Source organism: Staphylococcus agnetis, assembly GCF_002901865.1.
In the GTDB taxonomy this organism is placed as follows: Bacteria; Bacillota; Bacilli; order Staphylococcales; family Staphylococcaceae; genus Staphylococcus; species Staphylococcus agnetis.
The window spans coordinates 47,049-67,572 of sequence record NZ_PPQF01000028.1 but is presented as its reverse complement, the minus strand read 5'-3'; the positions used below and the strand labels follow the sequence as shown (position 1 = coordinate 67,572).

Annotated in this window: 21 protein-coding genes and 1 pseudogene; 13 read left to right on the top strand and 9 right to left on the bottom strand. The window is 35.4% G+C overall.

All coding sequences use genetic code 11. The features are described 5' to 3' along the window. Positions 1–262 precede the first annotated feature (262 nt). From CD172_RS05860 to CD172_RS05835, 6 genes are all read left to right on the top strand, one after another. The gene (locus CD172_RS05860; RefSeq protein ID WP_037566777.1) at positions 263–499 is read left to right on the top strand and encodes a YuzB family protein; all 237 of its coding nucleotides are present in this window, start codon (positions 263–265) and stop codon (positions 497–499) included. Positions 500–511: 12 nt separating this feature from the next. Next, positions 512–871, top strand: a complete 360-nt coding sequence (locus CD172_RS05855; protein ID WP_103345753.1) for a HesB/IscA family protein — start codon at positions 512–514, stop codon at positions 869–871. Positions 872–1,203: 332 nt separating this feature from the next. After that, on the top strand, positions 1,204–2,406 hold the full coding sequence (locus CD172_RS05850) for an NAD(P)/FAD-dependent oxidoreductase (protein ID WP_037566779.1): 1,203 nt from the start codon (positions 1,204–1,206) through the stop codon (positions 2,404–2,406). Between the two features lie 89 nt (positions 2,407–2,495). After that, positions 2,496–3,983, top strand: a complete 1,488-nt coding sequence (locus tag CD172_RS05845) for a leucyl aminopeptidase family protein (RefSeq protein WP_404829390.1) — start codon at positions 2,496–2,498, stop codon at positions 3,981–3,983. A gap of 240 nt (positions 3,984–4,223) precedes the next feature. After that, positions 4,224–5,537 (top strand): Na+/H+ antiporter family protein, encoded by a 1,314-nt coding sequence (locus CD172_RS05840; RefSeq protein ID WP_060550656.1) that lies wholly within the window; start codon positions 4,224–4,226, stop codon positions 5,535–5,537. A gap of 24 nt (positions 5,538–5,561) precedes the next feature. Then, positions 5,562–5,939 carry a PaaI family thioesterase gene (locus tag CD172_RS05835; RefSeq protein WP_103345751.1) on the top strand — a complete coding sequence of 126 codons (378 nt, stop codon included), beginning with the start codon at positions 5,562–5,564 and terminating at the stop codon, positions 5,937–5,939. Positions 5,940–6,004: 65 nt separating this feature from the next. Here the strand turns inward: CD172_RS05835 and CD172_RS05830 are convergent. From CD172_RS05830 to kapB, 9 genes and pseudogenes are all read right to left on the bottom strand, one after another. Continuing rightward, positions 6,005–7,129, bottom strand: a pseudogene (locus CD172_RS05830) (polysaccharide deacetylase family protein). 233 nt (positions 7,130–7,362) lie between these two features. Beyond that, positions 7,363–7,719, bottom strand: coding sequence for a Na+/H+ antiporter subunit G1 (locus tag CD172_RS05825; RefSeq protein ID WP_060550658.1), 357 nt, complete (start codon positions 7,717–7,719; stop codon positions 7,363–7,365). Continuing rightward, positions 7,697–7,990, bottom strand: a complete 294-nt coding sequence (locus tag CD172_RS05820) for a Na(+)/H(+) antiporter subunit F1 (protein ID WP_037566791.1) — start codon at positions 7,988–7,990, stop codon at positions 7,697–7,699. Before CD172_RS05820 ends, CD172_RS05825 begins: the two co-directional genes overlap by 23 nt. After that, positions 7,990–8,469: a Na+/H+ antiporter subunit E gene (locus CD172_RS05815; protein ID WP_037566793.1), complete on the bottom strand. Its 480-nt coding sequence runs from the start codon at positions 8,467–8,469 to the stop codon at positions 7,990–7,992. Before CD172_RS05815 ends, CD172_RS05820 begins: the two co-directional genes overlap by 1 nt. After that, the gene (locus CD172_RS05810) at positions 8,470–9,969 is read right to left on the bottom strand and encodes a Na+/H+ antiporter subunit D (protein ID WP_103345757.1); all 1,500 of its coding nucleotides are present in this window, start codon (positions 9,967–9,969) and stop codon (positions 8,470–8,472) included. Next, entirely contained in the window at positions 9,959–10,306 is a 348-nt protein-coding gene (gene mnhC1 / locus CD172_RS05805) for a Na+/H+ antiporter Mnh1 subunit C (protein WP_037566794.1), read from the bottom strand. Before mnhC1 ends, CD172_RS05810 begins: the two co-directional genes overlap by 11 nt. Then, positions 10,306–10,752 (bottom strand): Na(+)/H(+) antiporter subunit B, encoded by a 447-nt coding sequence (locus CD172_RS05800; RefSeq protein ID WP_081858214.1) that lies wholly within the window; start codon positions 10,750–10,752, stop codon positions 10,306–10,308. Before CD172_RS05800 ends, mnhC1 begins: the two co-directional genes overlap by 1 nt. Further along, complete coding sequence (locus tag CD172_RS05795; RefSeq protein WP_037566798.1) at positions 10,715–13,132, bottom strand: Na+/H+ antiporter subunit A; 2,418 nt, start codon at positions 13,130–13,132, stop codon at positions 10,715–10,717. The genes CD172_RS05800 and CD172_RS05795 overlap by 38 nt, the downstream gene beginning before the upstream one ends. 139 nt (positions 13,133–13,271) lie before the next feature. Then, a complete protein-coding gene (kapB, locus tag CD172_RS05790) occupies positions 13,272–13,652 on the bottom strand; it encodes a sporulation phosphorelay system protein KapB (protein ID WP_060550660.1) in 381 nt (126 codons plus the stop codon). Positions 13,653–13,725: 73 nt separating this feature from the next. On the opposite strand from kapB, the gene CD172_RS05785 reads away from it, so the two are divergent. The 7 genes from CD172_RS05785 (at position 13,726) to CD172_RS05755 (ending at position 20,445) form a co-directional block, all read left to right on the top strand. Beyond that, complete coding sequence (locus tag CD172_RS05785) at positions 13,726–14,328, top strand: peptidylprolyl isomerase (protein ID WP_060550661.1); 603 nt, start codon at positions 13,726–13,728, stop codon at positions 14,326–14,328. Between the two features lie 26 nt (positions 14,329–14,354). Then, on the top strand, positions 14,355–14,612 hold the full coding sequence (locus CD172_RS05780; RefSeq protein ID WP_103345750.1) for a DUF1871 family protein: 258 nt from the start codon (positions 14,355–14,357) through the stop codon (positions 14,610–14,612). 288 nt (positions 14,613–14,900) lie between these two features. Continuing rightward, entirely contained in the window at positions 14,901–16,091 is a 1,191-nt protein-coding gene (fmdA, locus tag CD172_RS05775; RefSeq protein ID WP_103345749.1) for a formamidase, read from the top strand. Continuing rightward, a complete protein-coding gene (locus CD172_RS05770; RefSeq protein WP_103345748.1) occupies positions 16,091–16,357 on the top strand; it encodes an FmdB family zinc ribbon protein in 267 nt (88 codons plus the stop codon). The genes fmdA and CD172_RS05770 overlap by 1 nt, the downstream gene beginning before the upstream one ends. A gap of 175 nt (positions 16,358–16,532) precedes the next feature. Continuing rightward, on the top strand, positions 16,533–16,922 hold the full coding sequence (gene ygs, locus CD172_RS05765) for a S1 domain-containing post-transcriptional regulator Ygs (protein WP_037566809.1): 390 nt from the start codon (positions 16,533–16,535) through the stop codon (positions 16,920–16,922). Between the two features lie 550 nt (positions 16,923–17,472). Next, a complete protein-coding gene (gene pruA, locus CD172_RS05760) occupies positions 17,473–19,017 on the top strand; it encodes an L-glutamate gamma-semialdehyde dehydrogenase (RefSeq protein ID WP_037566811.1) in 1,545 nt (514 codons plus the stop codon). A gap of 225 nt (positions 19,018–19,242) precedes the next feature. Beyond that, positions 19,243–20,445 (top strand): ornithine--oxo-acid transaminase, encoded by a 1,203-nt coding sequence (locus CD172_RS05755; protein ID WP_103345747.1) that lies wholly within the window; start codon positions 19,243–19,245, stop codon positions 20,443–20,445. Positions 20,446–20,524: the final 79 nt, after the last annotated feature.

Below are 20,524 nucleotides of genomic sequence, written 5' to 3'. Positions count from 1 at the left end.
GATGCGAACAATATGTTTATGACCCCTCGACATATTACGTTTGCATCAAAATGAATGAGATTCAGACATCATTACTTACTATAATTATATACGTTTTTTAAAATGCACACAAACAAACGTCAAAATTCTGTCAAAATTGATTCACAAATAATTATTAATATTAATGTTATTAAACAACTTTATATAAGTTGATGTCATAGATGGATGTGAGATAGTTTGTTATAATGTATGTACTATAAATTGAAATGCTAGAGGGTGAACCATGAATCCTATTGTTGAGTTTTGCATCTCCAATATGGCAAGGGGTTCTGAAAAAGTTTTTCAGACCTTAGAAAACGATCCCAATATAGATGTTCTAGACTATGGCTGTTTACAACACTGTGGTATATGTTCATCAGGACTTTATGCGCTTGTCAATGGTGATTTAGTTGAAGGGGAAACACCTGATGAATTGCTACAAAATATTTATGCACACATTGAAGCGACGTGGATTTTTTAAGGAGGATTTATCATGTCTACTGTTATTTTAACGGAAGCAGCGGCTTACGAAGTGAAAGATATGTTGAAACAAAATGATATGCCAAATGGTTACTTAAAAGTGAAAGTGAATGGCGGCGGCTGTACAGGTCTTACGTATGGCATGACCGCTGAGCCAGAACCAGGTGAAAATGATGGAGTTTTAGAATTTTATGGGTTAAAAGTATTAGTGGATAAGGAAGATGCACCAATACTTAATGGTACGACGATTGATTACAAGACGTCACTGATGGGTGGCGGGTTCCAAATCGACAACCCAAATGCAATTGCTTCATGTGGCTGTGGCAGTTCATTTAGAACAGCTAAAGTGGCAGGCACACCTGAAGATTGTTAACCTTCAAAATAATGTATAATCATTAAGGTCATATGATCAATATTGAATAGATTTAAGTAAGGAGTCGTGCAAGTGTAAGCGTTGATACACTGTACGACTCCATTATTTCATCGTTATGTAAGCGGTTTCTCTCAAGTGACACTTCATTTTCTCTGCTTATATTAACTGTTGATATCGAAGTGTTTACATTCATATGATTAACTTGAATTCACCGTTAAAAAAATATAAACTATTATTGAACTGTATTTTACAATTTTGTGTACATAAAAAATTATGAGGGTATACAGTAGGAAGAGTATTTATAATATTTATGAAGGAATAGGTGAATAGAAATGGCAGAACGTAAAAAAGTACTTGTTTTGGGTGCAGGTTACGCTGGTTTACAAACTGTATCAAAACTTCAAAAACAATTATCTGAAGAAGATGCACACATCACTTTAATTAATAAAAACGATTATCACTATGAGTCTACATGGTTACATGAAGCATCAGCTGGTACGCTAAGCTATGAGGATGTTTTGTATCCGATCGATAGTGTCATTAAAGATCATGTTGAATTCGTGCGTGCAGAGGTAACTAAAATAGACCGCAACGCTAAAAAAGTTGAAACGACACGTGGTATTTTCGATTTTGATATTTTAGTGGTTGGTTTAGGATTCGAATCTGAAACATTTGGCATTAATGGTATGAAAGAACATGCGTTCCAAATTGAAAATGTGCATACTGCACGAAAAATTGCGCGTCATATTGAAGACAAATTTGCAAATTATGCTGCATCAAAAACGAAAGATGATAATGATTTAGCAATTTTAGTTGGGGGCGCAGGTTTTACAGGTGTAGAATTTTTAGGCGAATTAACAGATCGTATTCCAGAACTTGCGAACAAATACGGCGTTGACCAAAGTAAAGTTAAAATTACTTGTGTTGAAGCAGCACCTAAAATGTTACCAATGTTCTCTGACAACTTGGTAAATCATGCGGTGAGTTATTTAGAAAGCCGTGGTGTTGAATTTAAAGTGGGTACACCTATCGTAGCAGCGAATGAAAAAGGATTCGTTGTAAAAGTGAACGATGAAGAACAAACATTAGAAGCGAATACGGTTGTTTGGGCTGCAGGTGTACGTGGAAGTCAATTAATGGAAAAATCATTCGAAGGTGTTAAACGCGGTCGCATCGTTACGAAACAAGATTTAACAATTGAAGGTTATGATGACATTTTCGTAATCGGTGACTGTTCTGCATTTATTCCAGAAGGTGAAGAGCGTCCATTACCAACAACTGCACAAATTGCAATGCAACAAGGTGAACATGTTGCGAAAAATATTCAACATATTTTAAAAGGTGAGCCTACTGAAAACTTCACGTATGTTGATCGTGGAACAGTTGCATCTTTAGGTAAACATGATGGTGTAGGACTTGTTTATGGCCGTGAAATCACAGGTAAAAAAGCAGCCTTCATGAAACGCGTGATTGATACACGTGCAATTTTCAAAATTGGTGGTTTAGGTTTAGCTTATAAAAAAGGTAAATTCTAAATCAATGTCATACATGGCTGGGAGTGTCTTTTCTAAGGGCACTATCCAGCCTTTCTTTGTATAAAGCATTAAAAGAGAAAAGGAGTGGGATGATGACAGCATACAAATCATCAGTACGTGTGATTGGCGTACCGGAACATCTTAATCAATATGTGGAGGAAGTGAAGGAAGATCATGCATTGATTGATGCTTTGGCGCCTTTAAAAGCGCAACAATTAGTATCATCTAATTTAGGCGATGTACGAGAGGCAGCGCTATTCATCAATGATCAATGGTGTAAGGTGGTAACTGTTGGATTAGGTAATGTAAAAAAACGCACAGAAGGCGATTATTTAAAAATATGGGGTAATGTGTTTCAATACTTGAAACAACATGCTATAGATTCGATAAGCCTATATATGCCAACGTTTTTCTCAAAAACTGTAGAAATTGAAAAGGTATTTAATATAATGGGGTTGCAACAAGAACAAGCAATTTATACGTTTGATTCTTATAAATCTGATAAAAAAGCGCCTTATCGTATACATATTCAACTTGAACCTAAAACATGGGCGAATTATGAATCGGTGATGCAAGATGGTCGTCATCTAGGTCACGCTATTAATTTTGCACGTGATTTAGGCAATATGCCCCCAAATATTTTAACACCAGAATACTTTGCGACATTGGTAGACGAACGTTTTAAAACAACAAATGTAACAGTGGATACCAAAGATGGCACTATGATTCAGCAAGAAGGTTTCGGCTTACTGCATGCAGTAGGTAAAGGTTCAAGTCATGCACCCAGATTGATTACATTAGAATATAAAGGGAATCCAAATCAACAAGATCAAACGATTGCCCTTGTGGGTAAAGGGATCACGTACGACTCTGGAGGCTATTCTATCAAGTCTAAAAATGGTATGCCTACCATGAAATTCGACATGTGTGGTGCAGCAAACGTTGTCGGGATGATTGATGCGATTCAAGCACTTCAACTTAAAGTAAACGTAGTCGGAGTGATTGCTGCTGCTGAAAATATGATTGCACCACATGCAATGAAACCAGATGATGTCTTTACTGCTTTAAGCGGAGAAACAGTTGAAGTGCCAAACACAGATGCAGAAGGACGACTTGTTTTAGCAGATGCTTCATATTATGCGAATCAATATCAACCTGCATTAATTATGGATTTCGCGACATTAACTGGTGCCGCAATTGTTGCTTTAGGTGTAGACAAAACAGCTGTATTTAATAAAGGGGTCTCTACACACATATTGGATGACATTTTAACGCAAACGCGCATATGGGGGGAGCCTACATTTGAATTACCAATTACAGCAACAGAACGAAAGCAAATTAAAAAATCTGATGTCGCTGACTTAACTAATCATGTAAATGCAGATGGTAAAGCACTGTTTGCTGCTGCATTTATTACACATTTTAGTGGTGAAACACCACATCTACACTTTGATATTGCAGGTCCTGCAACGACGAGTAAAGCATCTTATAAAGGCCCTAAAGGTGCAACAGGTGTCATGATTTCAACCATAGTACATTATCTTAAACATACCTATGGAAAAGTGACAGAATTATAATAGAGTTTTAAAAATGAGCAAGGAGTGTGCCCTTTAAGGCTACTCCTTGTTTTACATTTAGAACTCTAAAGATTGGAAATTATAGATAGTGCTAACACTAAATGAAATACTATTTTAGGTCGATGCGATGAATATAAAAATTTCAAAAAAGAAGTGAGATCATACATTGACATGAAAAAATGAAACTGTTATGATTTTCATAACGCTTTAACACGATAATGAACTAAAGGAGATAACGGAATGAATGCAGTTTTAATCGCAGTATTACTTATGATTGTTTTATGTTTATGTCGATTAAATGTTGTCATTAGTTTGTTTATAAGTGCCTTAGTCGGTGGATTGTTAGCCGGCTTGCCTTTAGACAAAACGATTGAAACATTTACGCAAAATATTGTGGATGGGGCTGAAGTTGCGCTTAGCTATGCGTTATTAGGCGGATTTGCAGCTTTAATATCCTATAGCGGTATTACAGATTATTTAGTAAACCGTATCATTGAAGCCATCCGAACAGAAAATACGAAAGTTTCACGTATTAAAGTAAAAGTATTTATTATTATCAGTTTGCTTATGCTTAGTGTCATGAGTCAAAATGTTATACCAGTGCATATTGCATTTATTCCAATTGTTGTACCACCACTACTTAGTTTATTTAATGAACTTAAAATTGATCGCCGTTTGATTGGCGTAATTATCGGTTTTGGATTATGTTTTCCATATGTGTTGCTCCCATTTGGATTTGGTCATATATTCCAAGAAATTATCCAAAAAGGATTTGAAAAAGCACATCATCCCATTGAATTTGGAATGATTTGGAAAGCAATGTTAATACCTGCAAGTGGCTATATTATTGGTCTCATTTTAGCGTTAATATATTATCGTAAACCTAGGGACTATAAAACGATTGAGGTGTCTAATAAGGACAATGAAGTTACACTAAGACCGTATGTGATTATTGTAGTCATTGTGGCAATTTTGGCGACATTTACGGTTCAAACTTTAACAGATTCAATGATATTTGGTGCATTGGCAGGGGTGCTCATTTTCTTTGTTTCAGGCATTTACAAATGGAAAGAACTAGATCATCAATTTGTAGATGGAATTAAAATAATGGCTTATATAGGGGTCGTTATTTTAACCGCCAATGGTTTTGCGGGTGTCATGAACAAAACAGGTGATATAGAAAAGCTCGTTAATGGCCTGACAACAATTTCTGGCGGTAATTTATTTTTGAGTATTGTATTAATGTATCTCATTGGTCTCATAGTGACTTTGGGGATTGGATCTTCATTTGCAACAATCCCGATTATTGCAGCTTTATTTATACCATTTGGTGAAGCTTTAGGAATGAGTACAATGGCCCTTATTGCACTCATTGGTACTGCAAGTGCGCTAGGGGATTCAGGTTCACCCGCAAGTGATTCCACACTTGGTCCTACTGCAGGACTGAATGTCGACGGTCAACATGATCATATTCGTGATACTTGTATACCAAATTTCTTGTTTTATAATATTCCACTTGTCGTTATGGGTACGATTGCAGCACTTGTATTATAATGATGTTATTAAGGAGGCATAGGCATGTCGAATTTAGTGGAATTATTAAATATGAAAGTGGTAGAGCAACATCAGGGGTATCTTAAAATGGAAATGCCGGTGACAGATAATGTGAAACAACCGTTCGGTTATCTTCATGGAGGGGCAACAATGGCCTTAGGCGAAACGGCATGTTCTATAGGATCCTCACATTTATTAGATGTTACAAAAGAGATACCTGTTGGTTTAGAGATGAATGCCAATCATATTAAATCAGTACAAAGTGGAAAAGTGATTGCTACAGCAACCCTTTTACATCGTGGTCGCATGACACACGTTTGGGATGTCAAAATTACTAATGAGGAAGGCATACTCATTACAGTAATGAGAGGAACTATAGCGGTCAAACAAAAAAATATATAAAAAAAGCCATCTTTGAGAGAAGTATAGGAGGAATCCTTTACTCCACATTCAAAGATGGCTTTTAATTAATATGCATAGGATTTATTCCCTTTAAAATAAGCACGATCTTCTTTGTTATATACATTTTCAGGTATAAGAAATGGTTTGAGTTTATATTTAAATTCATATAGGTTCAGACCATCTATAGCAACTCTATCTTGATATACATTATCAGGTGAAACATCTGTAAAATTATTAGGACCCACACCAGCGAGATATTTAAAATGACCTTCTTTAATTAAATAGTTATACGCTGGTGTATGACGATCTTGTGCACCATGAGGGAAAATAAATAAATCCGTTTTACCAACAATAGGTACGACTTCTTTTTCCCATTTTTGGGTATCGTTGACAATTGCTTTATAAGATGATTTTTCAAAATTAATATGTCCATATGAATGACTGGCAAATGTCCAACCATCGCGTTTCATTGCGTCTACAACTTTTTTAGCATCTTTTTTACGTTGCTCATAATCTTTACTATCTGTTTCATTTGTTCGATAACCTATTACACCACTATAGCCCGTTTATGCTACAACACCCTTTTGCCCATTTAAAGAAAAGTCAGGGTGCGCTTTTACAAAATCATTTAAGATTGGTTCGATATCGTCACTTTTTGAATGGGTAATCTTTCCTTGTTTATCTTTCGTTTCTGAAACGACATGTTGTGATTCATCTAAAACGAGGCGATCATCGTATCCTTTTCCGCGCATATAATCATAATAGTTCATATCATCGATAGATAATATTAATGGTTTCTTATTTTTAGGTAATTTCAATGTTTTCTTTTTTATAGGTGATGATTGAAGGTCATAAGCATCGTGAGGGTCTATCAAAATATAGTTGTTTTTATGTAATTCCTCAATGGCTGATTTGAATTCTTTTGTTGTAACCATCCAGTCATTATTACCTTTCGCACTTGGATTTTTACTATCAAATGCTACTTTTGGATCAGTTATAACCGGATGAAAAAATACATGGTAAATTTCTCCTTTATAAGGTTTCCAATCATCATTTACTTTTGATTTATGTTTTGCATACATGGAGGCATCATCACTGTTGCGTTTACTACTTTGATGTTGTTGTGTACAACCTGCTACAAACAGCAATAATAACAATAATGTGCAGAATATTGAAGTAGCACCTTTCATCTCTCTAGTCCTTTCTAGGTATATTTTTACACTTTAAATATAGCGACACTTTTAAAATTATTCAAGAATAATAAATAACGCACTTAAACATTAAAATTTTTATCGAACAAGGTGTGTGGTAAAGAATTTGCCAAAGAGTTATGACCGGTAACAGAAGGGAATGATGTAAAAAAGCGAGGATGTCATCTATGAAAGAATGAATCCTCGCTAATATCAATGGATTAAGTTGAATATTAAAGTTTTTTGCCGTCTAAATCTTTTTTAACTTCATCAAGTTTTAAGCGCTTTGATGCGGGTGCCTTTAAATTATATGCCGCTTTTAAAATCATATGGCTTGCTAAAGGACCGGTAATAAAAACAAAGAATATACCGATTAAAAGTTGAAAATTAACATATCCCTCTTTACCGATAAAATAGATGAACACGCCAGTAAGTAAGAGCATGGCACCTAATGTTGCCGCTTTACCAGCAGCATGTGCACGTGAATACACATCATCTAATTTCAAAATACCAAAAGCTGCCAACGCGCTAAACAATGCACCGATAATGACAAGTAGAACGCCTAAACTAGTCACGATGGTTTCTGTCATGTTCGATCACCTCACCTTTATCCATAAATTTAGCAAACACGGCTGTGCCTAAGAAAGCAAGTATACCAATTAATAGTATTGCTACTATCATATAGGGTGTATTTAAAATGATAGAAAACAAACCTACAATGGCCATTAATTGGATACCAATGGCATCTAATGCAACAACACGATCCGCAAGTGTAGGGCCTAAAATGACACGTACGAGCATCGCCAATATAGAGAGCACTACAATAATTAATGCAACAATGATTAATATGTCATAGTTCATTAGGATTCACCTACTTCTTTCACCGCTTTTTCAAGTGAGTTTTTAATTGAAGCGACTTCTTCTTCTTTTGTTGAAAAGTCGAGACAATGAATATATAAACGTTTCATATCGTCATTAACACCTATCACTACAGTACCAGGTGTCAATGTGATTAAGTTGGACAACAACGCTACTTGCCATTTGTGCTCTAAATCTGTTTCATATACAAAGAATGCAGATTCGTTTTTAAGACGAGGCTGGATAATGACTTTAAAAACGTCAAAGTTAGCTTTAATCAATTCGATGATGAAAATGAATGCAAGCTTGATGACTTTATAAATCGTTACAACATAAAATCGACCCGGCAGGATTTGACGCATTAAATAAACGAGTAATAGGGCGAATAAAAAACCAAGAACAAATGAATTCATCGTATAGCTGCCTGATAAAAATAACCAAAACACAGCTAAAATAATATTAATTAATATTTGAACTGCCATTTAATCGCCTCCTAAAACGCTTTGAATATAGGTTTCTGGTTGATAGAACGATTTTGCACCTTCTGCAATAAACGGATATAACTGACCTGCTGTTAAACCAAAAATAACAGTAATGATTACCGAAAGTACAGCGACGGCTAGCAATCCTCTATGGTGTAAACGCGGGTTATAAACATAGCCATAACTTTTACCAAAGAATCCGCGTAAGAATATATTAATAACCGAATATAGCACGACCAAGCTTGAAAGAAGGACGATGATACCACTTACGTAAAATCCTTTTTGGAATGTTGCTTGGACGATATATAACTTTCCATAGAATCCACTTAGTGGTGGAATCCCAGCTAAACTTAATGCAGCAATGAAAAATGTCCATCCTAGAAGTGGATAATGATGAATTAAACCACCAAATTTTCGTAGATCTGTTGTTTTTGTGATTTTGTACATGATACCAATTAAGAAAAATAACGCAGCTTTGACTAGCATGTCATGTAAAGTGTAATAAATGGCACCAATGATTCCTGCTTGATTCATCATTGCAACACCAACTAAAATCACACCGACAGCAATCATAATATTATATAGAATAATACGTTTTGTATCTCGATAGGCTACAGCACCGACAGAACCAAAGATAATGGTGAGTAGTGCTAATGTAAGTATCGTGTAATGTGAAATTGTTAATGTATCATGGAAGAACAAACTCATTGTACGTGCAATGGCATAGACGCCGACTTTAGTAAGTAACGCACCGAAAAATGCAATGATAGCAAAAGGAGGAGCGTAGTATGCACCTGGAAGCCATACGTACATTGGGAACGTACCTGCCTTAGTGGCAAATACAAATATAAATAAAATAAATACGATACTAATTAAACCTGGATGCTCGTGTGAAACTTTACCTAATTTAACACTAATATCAGCCATATTTAACGTACCAACAACGGAATATAGAATACCTACGCCGATAACAAAAAACGCTGAAGATACGACATTCACTAGTAAATATTTGACGCTTTCTTGTAATTGTATTTTTGTTCCACCAATAACCATAAGTCCGTAAGAAGCCATTAAGAAGACTTCAAAGAATACGAATAAGTTAAAAATGTCGCCAGTAATAAAAGCACCATTGATACCAGCAAGCATAAACATAACAGTAAAATAGTAATAATACGTTTCACGATGTAAACCTATAGATTGATATGAAAATAATATAATCAATACAGTAATCAGCGTACTCGTCATAACAAGTAACGCACTAAATAAATCTAAAACAAACACAATGCTGTAGGGCGCTTTCCACGAGCCCAATTCAAGGACAATCGGATGACCGGCGACCCATACATTGACAAAGTTCCAAATTGCAAAGCCTAATGTGATGAGCGTACCTATTAAAGCAATATATCTTTTAATATACGGTCGCAAACCACTAAAAATAAGTAAAATCGTAGTTATGACTGGAATCGCCACAAGCATTACAATTAAATTCTCATTCATCATCATCTTGTGGCACTCCTTTCATACGTTCTACGTTGTCTGTGCCTAATTCTTTATAACTACGAAAAGCAAGTACTAAGAAAAAAGCAGTGACTGCGAATGAAATTACAATTGCTGTTAAAATTAAAGCTTGAGGAATAGGGTCTACATAATTGGTAACATTCTTTTCGAAAATAGGAACATTTCCAGTTTTTAGACCACCCATTGTTAATAAAAATAAATTTGCAGCATGTGATAACAGTGCGGTACCTATAATAATTCTTATTAAACTTTTAGAAAGAATGAGGTACACGCCAATGGATGTAAGCAAACCACAAACGACTATTAATACAATTTCCATTACTCATTCTCTCCAATCGTTAAAATAATTGTTAATACTGTACCTACAACAACGAAAAGTACGCCAGTATCAAAAAGTACAGCTGTATGAACATGCATCGGTGCTAATAAAGGTAAAGGGATATCCACAGAAGTATGTGTGAAAAAGTTCTTACCATATGTCCAACTCAACATGGGTGAAAAAACACAAAATGCTAAGCCGAGTGCGATAAGTTTTTTAAAATCCCATGGGAACACTTTACGCATTGTTTTAACATCAAAGGCCACTGCAATAATTACCAGTGCACTCGATACAAGGAGTCCACCAATAAAGCCGCCTCCAGGAGTATAATGTCCGGCTAAAAAGAGAGAGAAACCGAACATCATTATTAAGAAAAAGATAATCAGTGCAGAGTATTGTGAAATTAAATCATTTTTCTGTCTGTTCAATTTTCTCAATCCTTTCATAACCATTTTTGTGTTTTGCACGTAATTTAATGAGTGTATAAATGGCCATACCTGCGATACCTAGCACAGCAGACTCAAATAATGTATCCGTTCCACGGAAGTCTACTAAAATTACGTTGACCATGTTTTTACCTTCTGCAAGGTCATAAACATGCTTTTTATAAAATTCACTAATTGATATAAAATGACGGTTGCCATAAGCGATTAAGCCTAAAATAGTAACGATAAGACCAACGCTAATTGAAATTACGACATTGACGATCTTAAATCTAGGTGTTTCATTATAACGGCTCATATTTGGCAAGTGATAAAAACATAGTAAAAATAGGGCAGTGGAAATGGTTTCTACTACAAATTGAGTTAATGCAAGATCTGGCGCATTAAAGAAAATGAAGAAAATGGCCATCGAATACCCTACTGCACTCAGCATAATAATGCTGAAGAGTCGTGAACGTGCAAACATAATCATTACAGCCGCTATGATAATCGTAATAACAGATATAAATTCATATGGACGTATCGGTGACACATGCTTAAAGTCGAACGTAAATGGCACTAAAATAAGCGTCACAACTGTGATAATAATTAATGTAGTAAATATAATCACAATATTATTTCGACTAAAACCGGTCATATACGTACGTGTTAATTGTGTCGCATAGAAAGGTGAATAGCGTCCTGTTTGATCGTACCAATAGTTTAAAGTTAGAAATTGAGGTAACCCTTTTATAACCGGAACCCATTTCTTATGTGTTAATAACAAAATAGCACCGACAACGTATATGATGAGTGTTGCCATAAATGCAGGTGTAAAGCCATGCCATAAATGAAATTCAGCCGTGATGTTATCAATGTTAGCTATAGATTTAACAGCCGGTTCGACTAACGGTGTCGATACTAAACTAGGGAATAAGCCTATAGCGATGACTAATGTTGATAAAATAATTGGAGGGATATTCATCAATATGGATGCCTCATGTGCTTTATGTGGTAATGCATCAGGTTGATAGTTCCCTAAAAAGATTTCAGTTATAAATTTAAATGAATACACAAATGTAAATATACTACCAATTACGGCAACAATTGGTAAGAGCAAACCTAAAGTATTTAAACTGAATACGTTAGCGCTTGTGACTTCTATCATGGCTTCTAAAAATTGCTCTTTAGATAGAAAACCGTTAAAAGGTGGGACGCCTGCCATACTTAATGAAGTAATGATGGTAAGCGTAAATGAAATTGGCATAATTGTCATTAAGCCACCGAGTTTTTTTATGTCACGCGTACCTGTCGCATGGTCAACGGCACCTGTAATCATGAAAAGTGCACCTTTAAATGTCGCATGGTTGATTAAATGGAAAATTGCAGCACTATAAGCTGCGACATAAAATTGATTTTCTGCGCCATTAAAATGATAGCTGACTGCACCTATTCCAAGCATGGACATAATCATCCCTAGTTGAGAGACAGTAGAAAAGGCTAAAATACCTTTTAAATCCTGTTGCTTGGTTGCATTTAAAGATCCCCAAAAAAGAGTGACTAATCCAAATAATGTAACTGTCCAAATCCACCCTTGAGATACTGCGAAAAGGGGTGTCAAACGAGCAATTAAATAAATTCCAGCTTTAACCATCGTTGCTGAGTGAAGATATGCACTTACAGGTGTCGGTGCTTCCATCGCATCAGGCAACCATATGTAAAATGGGAATTGTGCGGACTTTGTCATTGCACCAATAATAATAAAAATCATTGCTAAAAGGAAAAATGGAGATGTATGAATATCATCAACGTGACGTACTAATTCACGAATGCTCCATGTTCCAGATGCGATATAAAGTAGAATGAATCCACCTAATAATGATAATCCACCAAATACAGTAATCATCATTGATTTCATTGCACCATATAATGATTTTTCTTTATGGCGCCAGAATGAAATGAGTAAGAAACTTGAAAATGATGTCAGCTCCCAAAATAAGTAAAGCACGAGTAAGTTATCTGAGAGTACAACACCTAACATGGCACTCATAAACATCAATAAATAGCAATAAAAATTACCTAGTTGTTCAGAACGGCTTAAGTAACTAATAGAATAAAGTACAACAAGACTCCCAATACCGGTAATTAATAAACTAAATAATAAGCCGAGACCGTCTACATATATGTCAAAATTCATTCCGATTTGTGGCATCCATTTCATAGATGCTTTTTCGTAATGACCGGACATAGTAGGTTGAAGATACGTTAAAAAGTATGCGAACAACACAACTGGAATCGGTAACACAAACCATCCTAAATGCACACGCTTATAAAAACGGTACAAAACAGGTATGATAAGTGCGAATATCAACGGCAAAATCACCGCAATATGTAACCAACTCATAAATTGTCCTCCTTCATAAAACTGCATTACTTTTATTATACATGATTATGAATGCGAAGAAAATCAACCCTTACCGTAGCCAGAGTTGATTTTTTAGGTTCTTTTAAATAAGTAGAAACTCGTCTTAAATGTCATAAAATTAATCGAATTTCATTTTGTATTGACGTTCATAATCTTTTTTTAATGCTTTTAAACACATCAGTGATTTTTGGTTATATAAAGTGTCATTAGATTTAAGTTTTGACTCTAATTGTGCTACAGCATGTTGAAGTGATTCTACGTAAGGCATGACGTCTACATCAAATGGTTTAAGTTTACTTTGTGTCGTGTAACGTTTTTCATATAAACTCAAAGCTTTACGCTCATGAAAAAAGACACCTTCAGCTTCATTAGGTGTATGCAAATCACCTTGTTTAGGATGCTTAATGACTTGCAATACTTTAACCAATATTTGATCTTCTGTTCTTTCAACAATTTCAACACCGTATACACCGCTTTTATGTGCAAATCGGTAGCGCATAAATATTCCTTCCTTTCTTAAATATGTTAAGATATGTTTATATTTTAGTTTAACACGAATGGAGAAATGACAAATGACGAAATATCCTCAACTTACTAAAGAATTACAAGATAATGAAATTAAAGCAGTAATGCATACCAATATGGGTGATATGACTTTAAAATTATTCCCTGAGATCGCCCCTAAAACAGTGCAAAACTTCGTAGAATTATCAAAGAAAGGATATTATAACGGTATCACTTTCCATCGCGTCATTAATGATTTTATGATTCAAGGTGGTGACCCAACTGGTACAGGTATGGGTGGCGAAAGTATTTATGGTAGTCCATTTGAAGATGAATTCTCTATGGAAGCCTTTAACCTGTATGGCGCATTATCAATGGCTAATGCAGGTCCAGGCACAAATGGCTCACAATTCTTTATCGTACAAATGAAAGAATTACCAGCTCAAATGTTGAATCAATTACAAGATGGCGGATGGCCAAAAGAAATTGCTGAAGCTTATCGTGAAAAAGGCGGCACACCTTGGTTAGATCAAAAACACACAGTTTTCGGTCAATTAATTGAAGGTGAAAAAACGCTTGAAGATATCGCAAGTGTAAAAGTAGGTCCTGGAGATAAGCCAGCTTATGATGTTGTAATTGAATCCATCGATATTGAAGATGACAACGCGTAATAAATTTAAATAGAAGGTGAATATGTGTGGCCAATAACGATTTAAATATTCAACTCTATCAATTGTTATCTGAATGGAATCCTATGCAATTTGATGATAAAACATTAGGGGACGCGGAAGTGTATGAAATGATGGATGCTGTACATCAATTAGGAGAACCTAGTGAAATTGCATACGCGTTTCAAAATATTTTTCGTTTTTCTTTTGAGGAAACATTATCGTATGACGCTTGCTTAGCAAAAGCACATGAAGCCGTCAATCTACAACAACAATGTAATATCTAAAAATAAACATTAATTTGAGTAAAATAATTTCATTGATACTTATTAAGTATAGCCTTCAAAATTCACTGTTTGGTGAGTTTTGAAGGCATTTTTAGTATGGAATGAGGCATAATAGGGTATCAACTTTTCAATAACATTCGAGTAAATTGTGTTTCATAAATATAATTTTACAGAGATGATAAAGTGGCAATGTAGTGTGTAAATAATGTGAAACTTCAGATTATTATAAAACTTTTAGGGTAATTTAACACTGTAGTAAAAAATATCACATTATAAGGGGGCGTATGTATGCCGAAAACGTTATTTAGTGTTGATTTAAATAAAAAAATGGATGAGCAAGTACATCCGGGTCATAACAGATGGCATCCAGATATTCCAGCAGCATTTTCAGTAAATCCTGGTGAAGCGTTTCGAATGGAGTGTTTAGATTGGACAGATGGTCAAATTTCTAATGACGATAATCCTAATGATATTAAAACGGTCAATTTAAATCGTGTGCATGTGTTGAGTGGACCAGTTTATGTGAATCAGGTTCAACCAGGCGATTTACTCGTTGTTGATATTTTAGACATTGGCACCTTTCCAGAACATGAATGGGGCTTTAACGGCATTTTCGACAAAACGAATGGCGGAAGTTTTTTAGTAGATCACTATCCTAATGCACAAAAATCTATATGGGACTTCAATGGCATTTATGCAACAAGTCGTCATGTACCTGGCGTTGAATTTGCAGGGATTATCCACCCGGGACTGATTGGTGTGGCACCATCACAAGACATGTTAAATGAATGGAATAAACGTGAGCGCGCACTTGTTGATACTGATCCCAATCGCGAACCTGTATTGGCTAACCTTCCTACAGCCGATGCTGCGGTTTTAGGAACTCTGAAAGGAAAAGATTTTGAACGTGTTGCAAAAGAAGGCGCACGTACTGTTCCACCACGTGAAAATGGTGGGAATTGTGATATAAAAAATTTATCTAAAGGATCACGTATTTATTTTCCAGTATTTGTTGAAGGGGCTAAATTGTCGGTTGGTGATTTGCACTTTTCACAAGGAGACGGTGAAATCACATTTTGTGGCGGTATAGAGATGCCTGGATGGATTGATTTACGTGTGAATGTCATCAAAAATGGAATGGAAAAATATAATATAAAGAAAAATCCAGCATTTAATCCAGGACCTGTTATGCCAAATTACTCGGATTATATTGTATTTGAGGGTATTTCCGTCAATGAATTTAGCGGGAAACAAACATACTTAGATGCGAATACAGCTTATCGAAATGCATGTTTAAATGCGATTGAATTTTTAAAAACGCGTGGTTTTACAGGTGAACAAGCGTATATGTTACTAGGTACTGCGCCTGTTCAAGGTACTGTAGCCGGGATTGTAGATGTACCGAACGCATGTTGTACCATTGCTATCCCTAGAGAGATATTTAAAACAGGGGTTCTCCCAGAAATGGATGAAGATTAATGCCAAATTATACGTATTGTTGTCCAACGTGCGGTCCATTTACTGTTCGTCAATCGATACATGACAATCATGATGTTTATTGTTGTCCGTCATGTAATATGTATGCCCAAAGACAATTTCAAGCTTTTCAAACATATCGGTTAGATGCAAATTTAAAAAAACGTATAGAACATGGTCAACAACCAAAAATCGTTAAAAAAGAGGCTATTGCGAAGAAGGCAACACAGCAAGCAACTCAGGGAAGACCTTGGATGGCTGGACATTAAAACGAGTAAAGAACGCGAAATCGTAATTGAATAAAACATGGTTGAACCATTAAAAAGTCATTGCAACATGAGACTTTTATAACGGAATTTGTTATTAACGATTTATAGTTATGATTCTAAAAAAATATGTGCTATGATGATACTGTTGAAGTTCAAAATTAATAAGGGGTTATGCATGTTGAAAAAACAGTATCGTGTTGGTCAACACATAAAAGTACGTGTGACTGGTATTCAACCCTACGGTGCTTTCGTTGAAACCCCTGACAATACTGAAGGATTAATTCATATTTCAGAAGTTATGGATGATTATGTGCATAATTTAAAAAAACTTTTATCACAAGGCCAAACGGTAAAAGCTAAAATCATTTCAATTGATGAATCAGGAAAGCTGAATTTGTCTTTAAAAGACAATGATTATTTTAAAAATTATGAGCGTAAAAAAGAAAAACGTTCAGTATTGGACGAGATAAAAGAGACCGAAACGTATGGGTTTCAAACTTTAAAAGAACGCTTACCATATTGGGTGAAACAGTCAAAGCGACGGATGCAAGACGAAGCCGAATAAAAAGAAGTGGAACATGATGTTTCCGCTTCTTTTTTTATCTTGAATGACCTATCCTATATGAATCACAAAAGCCTATAAAAGTATAAATTGCTAAAGAATGTTTAGAAAAATGAAGTTAATTCAATTATTTGTAATGAAATGATTACGTGTACAATTCGCTATTTTAGTATAGTATTACACACGAAAGTATATATGTAGAATATTACATAAAAAGCAACCTATTTAATCAGTTTTATATAACTATCTAAATGTTTGTATAGAAGGAAATATACAATTGATGTAAAGTTGCTGTTTACCACAATTGTATTTTAATGACGGTCTAAATTTACACCTTTAAAGTGGTTGAATTTACAAGCATTAAACGCTATAATGCTTGTAAATGAAAGCGCTTCAATTCGAGCAGATTACTCGCTTTAGTGTATTAAAGAGATATCACATCGTAAAAATTGCGATAATTCAGTATAGCCTGAAAAAATCTTTTACATCCTAGTTGCGATATGTCATGATAATGATAAGTGCTTTCTCAAATTAAACAAGGGAGGATTTATAAATGATTCCATATAAACACGAACCATTTACAGATTTTACAAAAGAGGAGAATCGCGAAGCTTATTTCCGCGCTCTAGAAAAGGTAGAGAGTGAATTAGGTCAAGAGTATCCTTTAATTATTGGTGGAGAACGTGTATATACGGACGATAAAACTCGTGTGTATAACCCATCTAACCGTGAAGAAACGATTGGTTACGTTTCAAAAGCTTCAAAAGAGCATGCACAAAAGGCGTTAGATGCTGCGAAAGAGGCATTCAAATCATGGAGAACAGTAGATCCTAAAGTACGCGCTAACATTTTATTCCGTGCTGCTGAAATTACACGTAAGCGTAAGCATGAATTTTCAGCTTTATTGTCTAAAGAAGGCGGTAAACCATGGAAAGAAGCGGATGCAGATACAGCAGAAGCAATCGACTTTATGGAATATTATGGTCGCCAAATGCTTGAACTTAAAGATGGAAAAAAAGTAAATAGCCGTCCAGGTGAATACAATCAATTTGATTATTTACCAGTCGGTGTGAGTGTTGTAATTTCACCATGGAACTTTGCTTATGCAATCATGGCTGGAACAACAGCTGCACCAGTTGTAACAGGAAATACTGTACTATTGAAACCATCTTCAAATACACCGATTATTTCTTATAAATTTATGGAAGTTTTAGAAGAAGCAGGTCTACCTAAAGGCGTTGTGAACTGGATCCCTGGTTCATCTAGTGAAATTGGTGACTTCTTAATTGAAAATAAAGATGTAGGCTTAATTTCATTTACTGGCTCTAAAAACGTTGGTAAAGAAATTATTCAAAAAGCAGCCGTTATCCAAGAAGGTCAAAACCATATTAAACGTGTAATTGCTGAAATGGGTGGTAAAGACGCGATCATTGTTGACAATGAAGCAGATTTACAAGTGGCTACAGATGCGATTGTTTATTCAGCGTTTGGCTTCTCAGGTCAAAAATGTTCTGCATGTTCACGTGTTATTGCGCACCAAGACATTTATGATGAGTTATTAGAGCGTGTTAAAGCTGAAACTGAAAAAATTAAAGTTGGTAATGCTGCAGAACCAGACACATATGTAGGTCCTGTAATTGACCAAAAATCTTTAGATAAAATCAAAAAATACATTGAAATTGGTAAAGAAGAAGGTCGTATTGTAACAGGTGGCAATACTGATGAAGAAAAAGGTAATTTCGTTCATCCAACAGTTATCGCAGACCTAGATCCTAACTCACGTATTATGCAAGAAGAAATTTTTGGTCCGGTTGTTGGATTTACTAAAGTTAAAGATTTTGATGAAGCGATTGATGTCGCAAATGATACTGAATATGGTTTAACAGGTGCAGTTATTTCTAATAATCGTATGAAATTAGAACAAGCACGCCGTGACTTCATGGTAGGTAATTTATACTTTAACCGTGGATGTACAGGTGCTGTAGTAGGTTACCAACCATTTGGTGGATTCAAAATGTCAGGTACAGACTCTAAAGCTGGTGGACCAGACTATTTAGTACTTCACATGCAAGGTCGTACAGTTTCTGAACATTTATAAAATTACTAAATTGAATACGATACGCATAAAGTCTCAATGTGTGCTTAAGGTACAATTACGTTATATAGACGATAGCGTTTGTTGATAACCATTTGGCGATGTAATACTTTATGTTTTTAAGGTAGGGTAAGCCATCATATATTCGATCAAAACAGTGAAATGGGTGTTTTGTTTCGTTAAATAGGTTGGTTTACCCTTTTATTAATTAAAAAAGGGGCGTTTAAAGTGACGAATCAATCAGAACAAATTATCGAACTTACAAATCATTATGGTGCACATAACTACTTGCCACTCCCAATTGTGATTTCAGAAGCTGAAGGTGTATGGGTGAAGGATCCAGAAGGCAATAAATATATGGATATGCTCGCTGCATACTCTGCAGTGAACCAAGGTCACCGTCATCCAAAAATTATTCAAGCACTTAAAGACCAAGCGGATAAAGTAACGCTTGTGTCTCGTGCATTCCACAGTGCAAACTTAGGCGAATGGTATGAAAAAATTTGTAAGCTTTCAGGTAAAGAAAAGGCACTACCAATGAACACGGGTGCAGAAGCGGTTGAAACAGCATTAAAAGCTGCACGTCGTTGGGCGTATGATGTTAAGGGTATTAAACCGAACGATGCTGAAATCATAGCAATGGTTGGAAACTTCCATGGCCGTACGATGGCACCAGTGTCATTGTCCTCTGAAAAAGAATATCAACGTGGTTATGGTCCGCTTTTAGAAGGATTCACAAATGTTGAATTTGGAAATATTGAACAATTAAAAGAAGTGATTAATGAGAACACGGCTGCAGTTTTAATTGAGCCTATACAAGGTGAGGCAGGCATTAATATTCCTCCTAAAGGTTATTTAAAACAAGTACGTGAATTATGTGATGAACATAATGTTTTATTTATTGCTGATGAAATTCAGGCAGGTTTAGGCCGTACAGGTAAGTTATTTGCGACAGACTGGGATGAAGTAAAACCTGATATTTATATTTTAGGAAAAGCCTTAGGTGGTGGCGTATTCCCGATTTCTGTTGTACTTGCTGACAAAGAAGTGCTAGACGTCTTTACACCAGGCTCACACGGTTCAACATTTGGAGGTAACCCATTGGCATGTGCGGCATCCATTGCTGCGTTAGATGTTATCGTGGATGAAGATTTACCAGGACGTTCACAAGAACTTGGAGAATATTTTAAAAATGCATTATTAGACATTGATCATCCATCCATTAAAGAAGTACGTGGACGTGGCTTATTTATTGGTGTTGAATTAAATGAAAATGCGCGACCATATTGTGAACGCCTTAAAGAAGAAGGTATTTTATGTAAAGAAACACATGATACCGTGATTCGTTTCGCACCACCTTTAGTCATTACTAAAGAAGAGCTTGATTATGCCATTGATAAAGTGAAAAAAGTATTTGCAGAATCTAAATAACATTTGTTTGCATAATGGAATTTTTTTAAAATTCCATTGATATAATAACTATTTTTTATACTTTTATACTAGACCTAAA

What these genes read in the sequence shown, in the direction of transcription:
- CD172_RS05850 (WP_037566779.1), top strand. Translation starts at nt 1,204, where the DNA reads ATGGCAGAACGTAAAAAAGTACTTGTTTTGGGTGCAGGTTACGCTGGT.
- CD172_RS05860 (WP_037566777.1), top strand. Translation starts at nt 263, where the DNA reads ATGAATCCTATTGTTGAGTTTTGCATCTCCAATATGGCAAGGGGTTCT.
- fmdA (WP_103345749.1), top strand. Translation starts at nt 14,901, where the DNA reads ATGCCGAAAACGTTATTTAGTGTTGATTTAAATAAAAAAATGGATGAG.
- CD172_RS05810 (WP_103345757.1), bottom strand. Translation starts at nt 9,969, where the DNA reads ATGATGAATGAGAATTTAATTGTAATGCTTGTGGCGATTCCAGTCATA.
- CD172_RS05795 (WP_037566798.1), bottom strand. Translation starts at nt 13,132, where the DNA reads ATGAGTTGGTTACATATTGCGGTGATTTTGCCGTTGATATTCGCACTT.
- CD172_RS05815 (WP_037566793.1), bottom strand. Translation starts at nt 8,469, where the DNA reads ATGGCAGTTCAAATATTAATTAATATTATTTTAGCTGTGTTTTGGTTA.
- CD172_RS05825 (WP_060550658.1), bottom strand. Translation starts at nt 7,719, where the DNA reads ATGACAGAAACCATCGTGACTAGTTTAGGCGTTCTACTTGTCATTATC.
- pruA (WP_037566811.1), top strand. Translation starts at nt 17,473, where the DNA reads ATGATTCCATATAAACACGAACCATTTACAGATTTTACAAAAGAGGAG.
- CD172_RS05855 (WP_103345753.1), top strand. Translation starts at nt 512, where the DNA reads ATGTCTACTGTTATTTTAACGGAAGCAGCGGCTTACGAAGTGAAAGAT.
- CD172_RS05840 (WP_060550656.1), top strand. Translation starts at nt 4,224, where the DNA reads ATGAATGCAGTTTTAATCGCAGTATTACTTATGATTGTTTTATGTTTA.
- mnhC1 (WP_037566794.1), bottom strand. Translation starts at nt 10,306, where the DNA reads ATGGAAATTGTATTAATAGTCGTTTGTGGTTTGCTTACATCCATTGGC.
- ygs (WP_037566809.1), top strand. Translation starts at nt 16,533, where the DNA reads ATGTTGAAAAAACAGTATCGTGTTGGTCAACACATAAAAGTACGTGTG.
- CD172_RS05845 (WP_404829390.1), top strand. Translation starts at nt 2,496, where the DNA reads ATGATGACAGCATACAAATCATCAGTACGTGTGATTGGCGTACCGGAA.
- CD172_RS05785 (WP_060550661.1), top strand. Translation starts at nt 13,726, where the DNA reads ATGACGAAATATCCTCAACTTACTAAAGAATTACAAGATAATGAAATT.
- CD172_RS05835 (WP_103345751.1), top strand. Translation starts at nt 5,562, where the DNA reads ATGTCGAATTTAGTGGAATTATTAAATATGAAAGTGGTAGAGCAACAT.
- kapB (WP_060550660.1), bottom strand. Translation starts at nt 13,652, where the DNA reads ATGCGCTACCGATTTGCACATAAAAGCGGTGTATACGGTGTTGAAATT.
- CD172_RS05800 (WP_081858214.1), bottom strand. Translation starts at nt 10,752, where the DNA reads ATGAAAGGATTGAGAAAATTGAACAGACAGAAAAATGATTTAATTTCA.
- CD172_RS05820 (WP_037566791.1), bottom strand. Translation starts at nt 7,990, where the DNA reads ATGAACTATGACATATTAATCATTGTTGCATTAATTATTGTAGTGCTC.
- CD172_RS05770 (WP_103345748.1), top strand. Translation starts at nt 16,091, where the DNA reads ATGCCAAATTATACGTATTGTTGTCCAACGTGCGGTCCATTTACTGTT.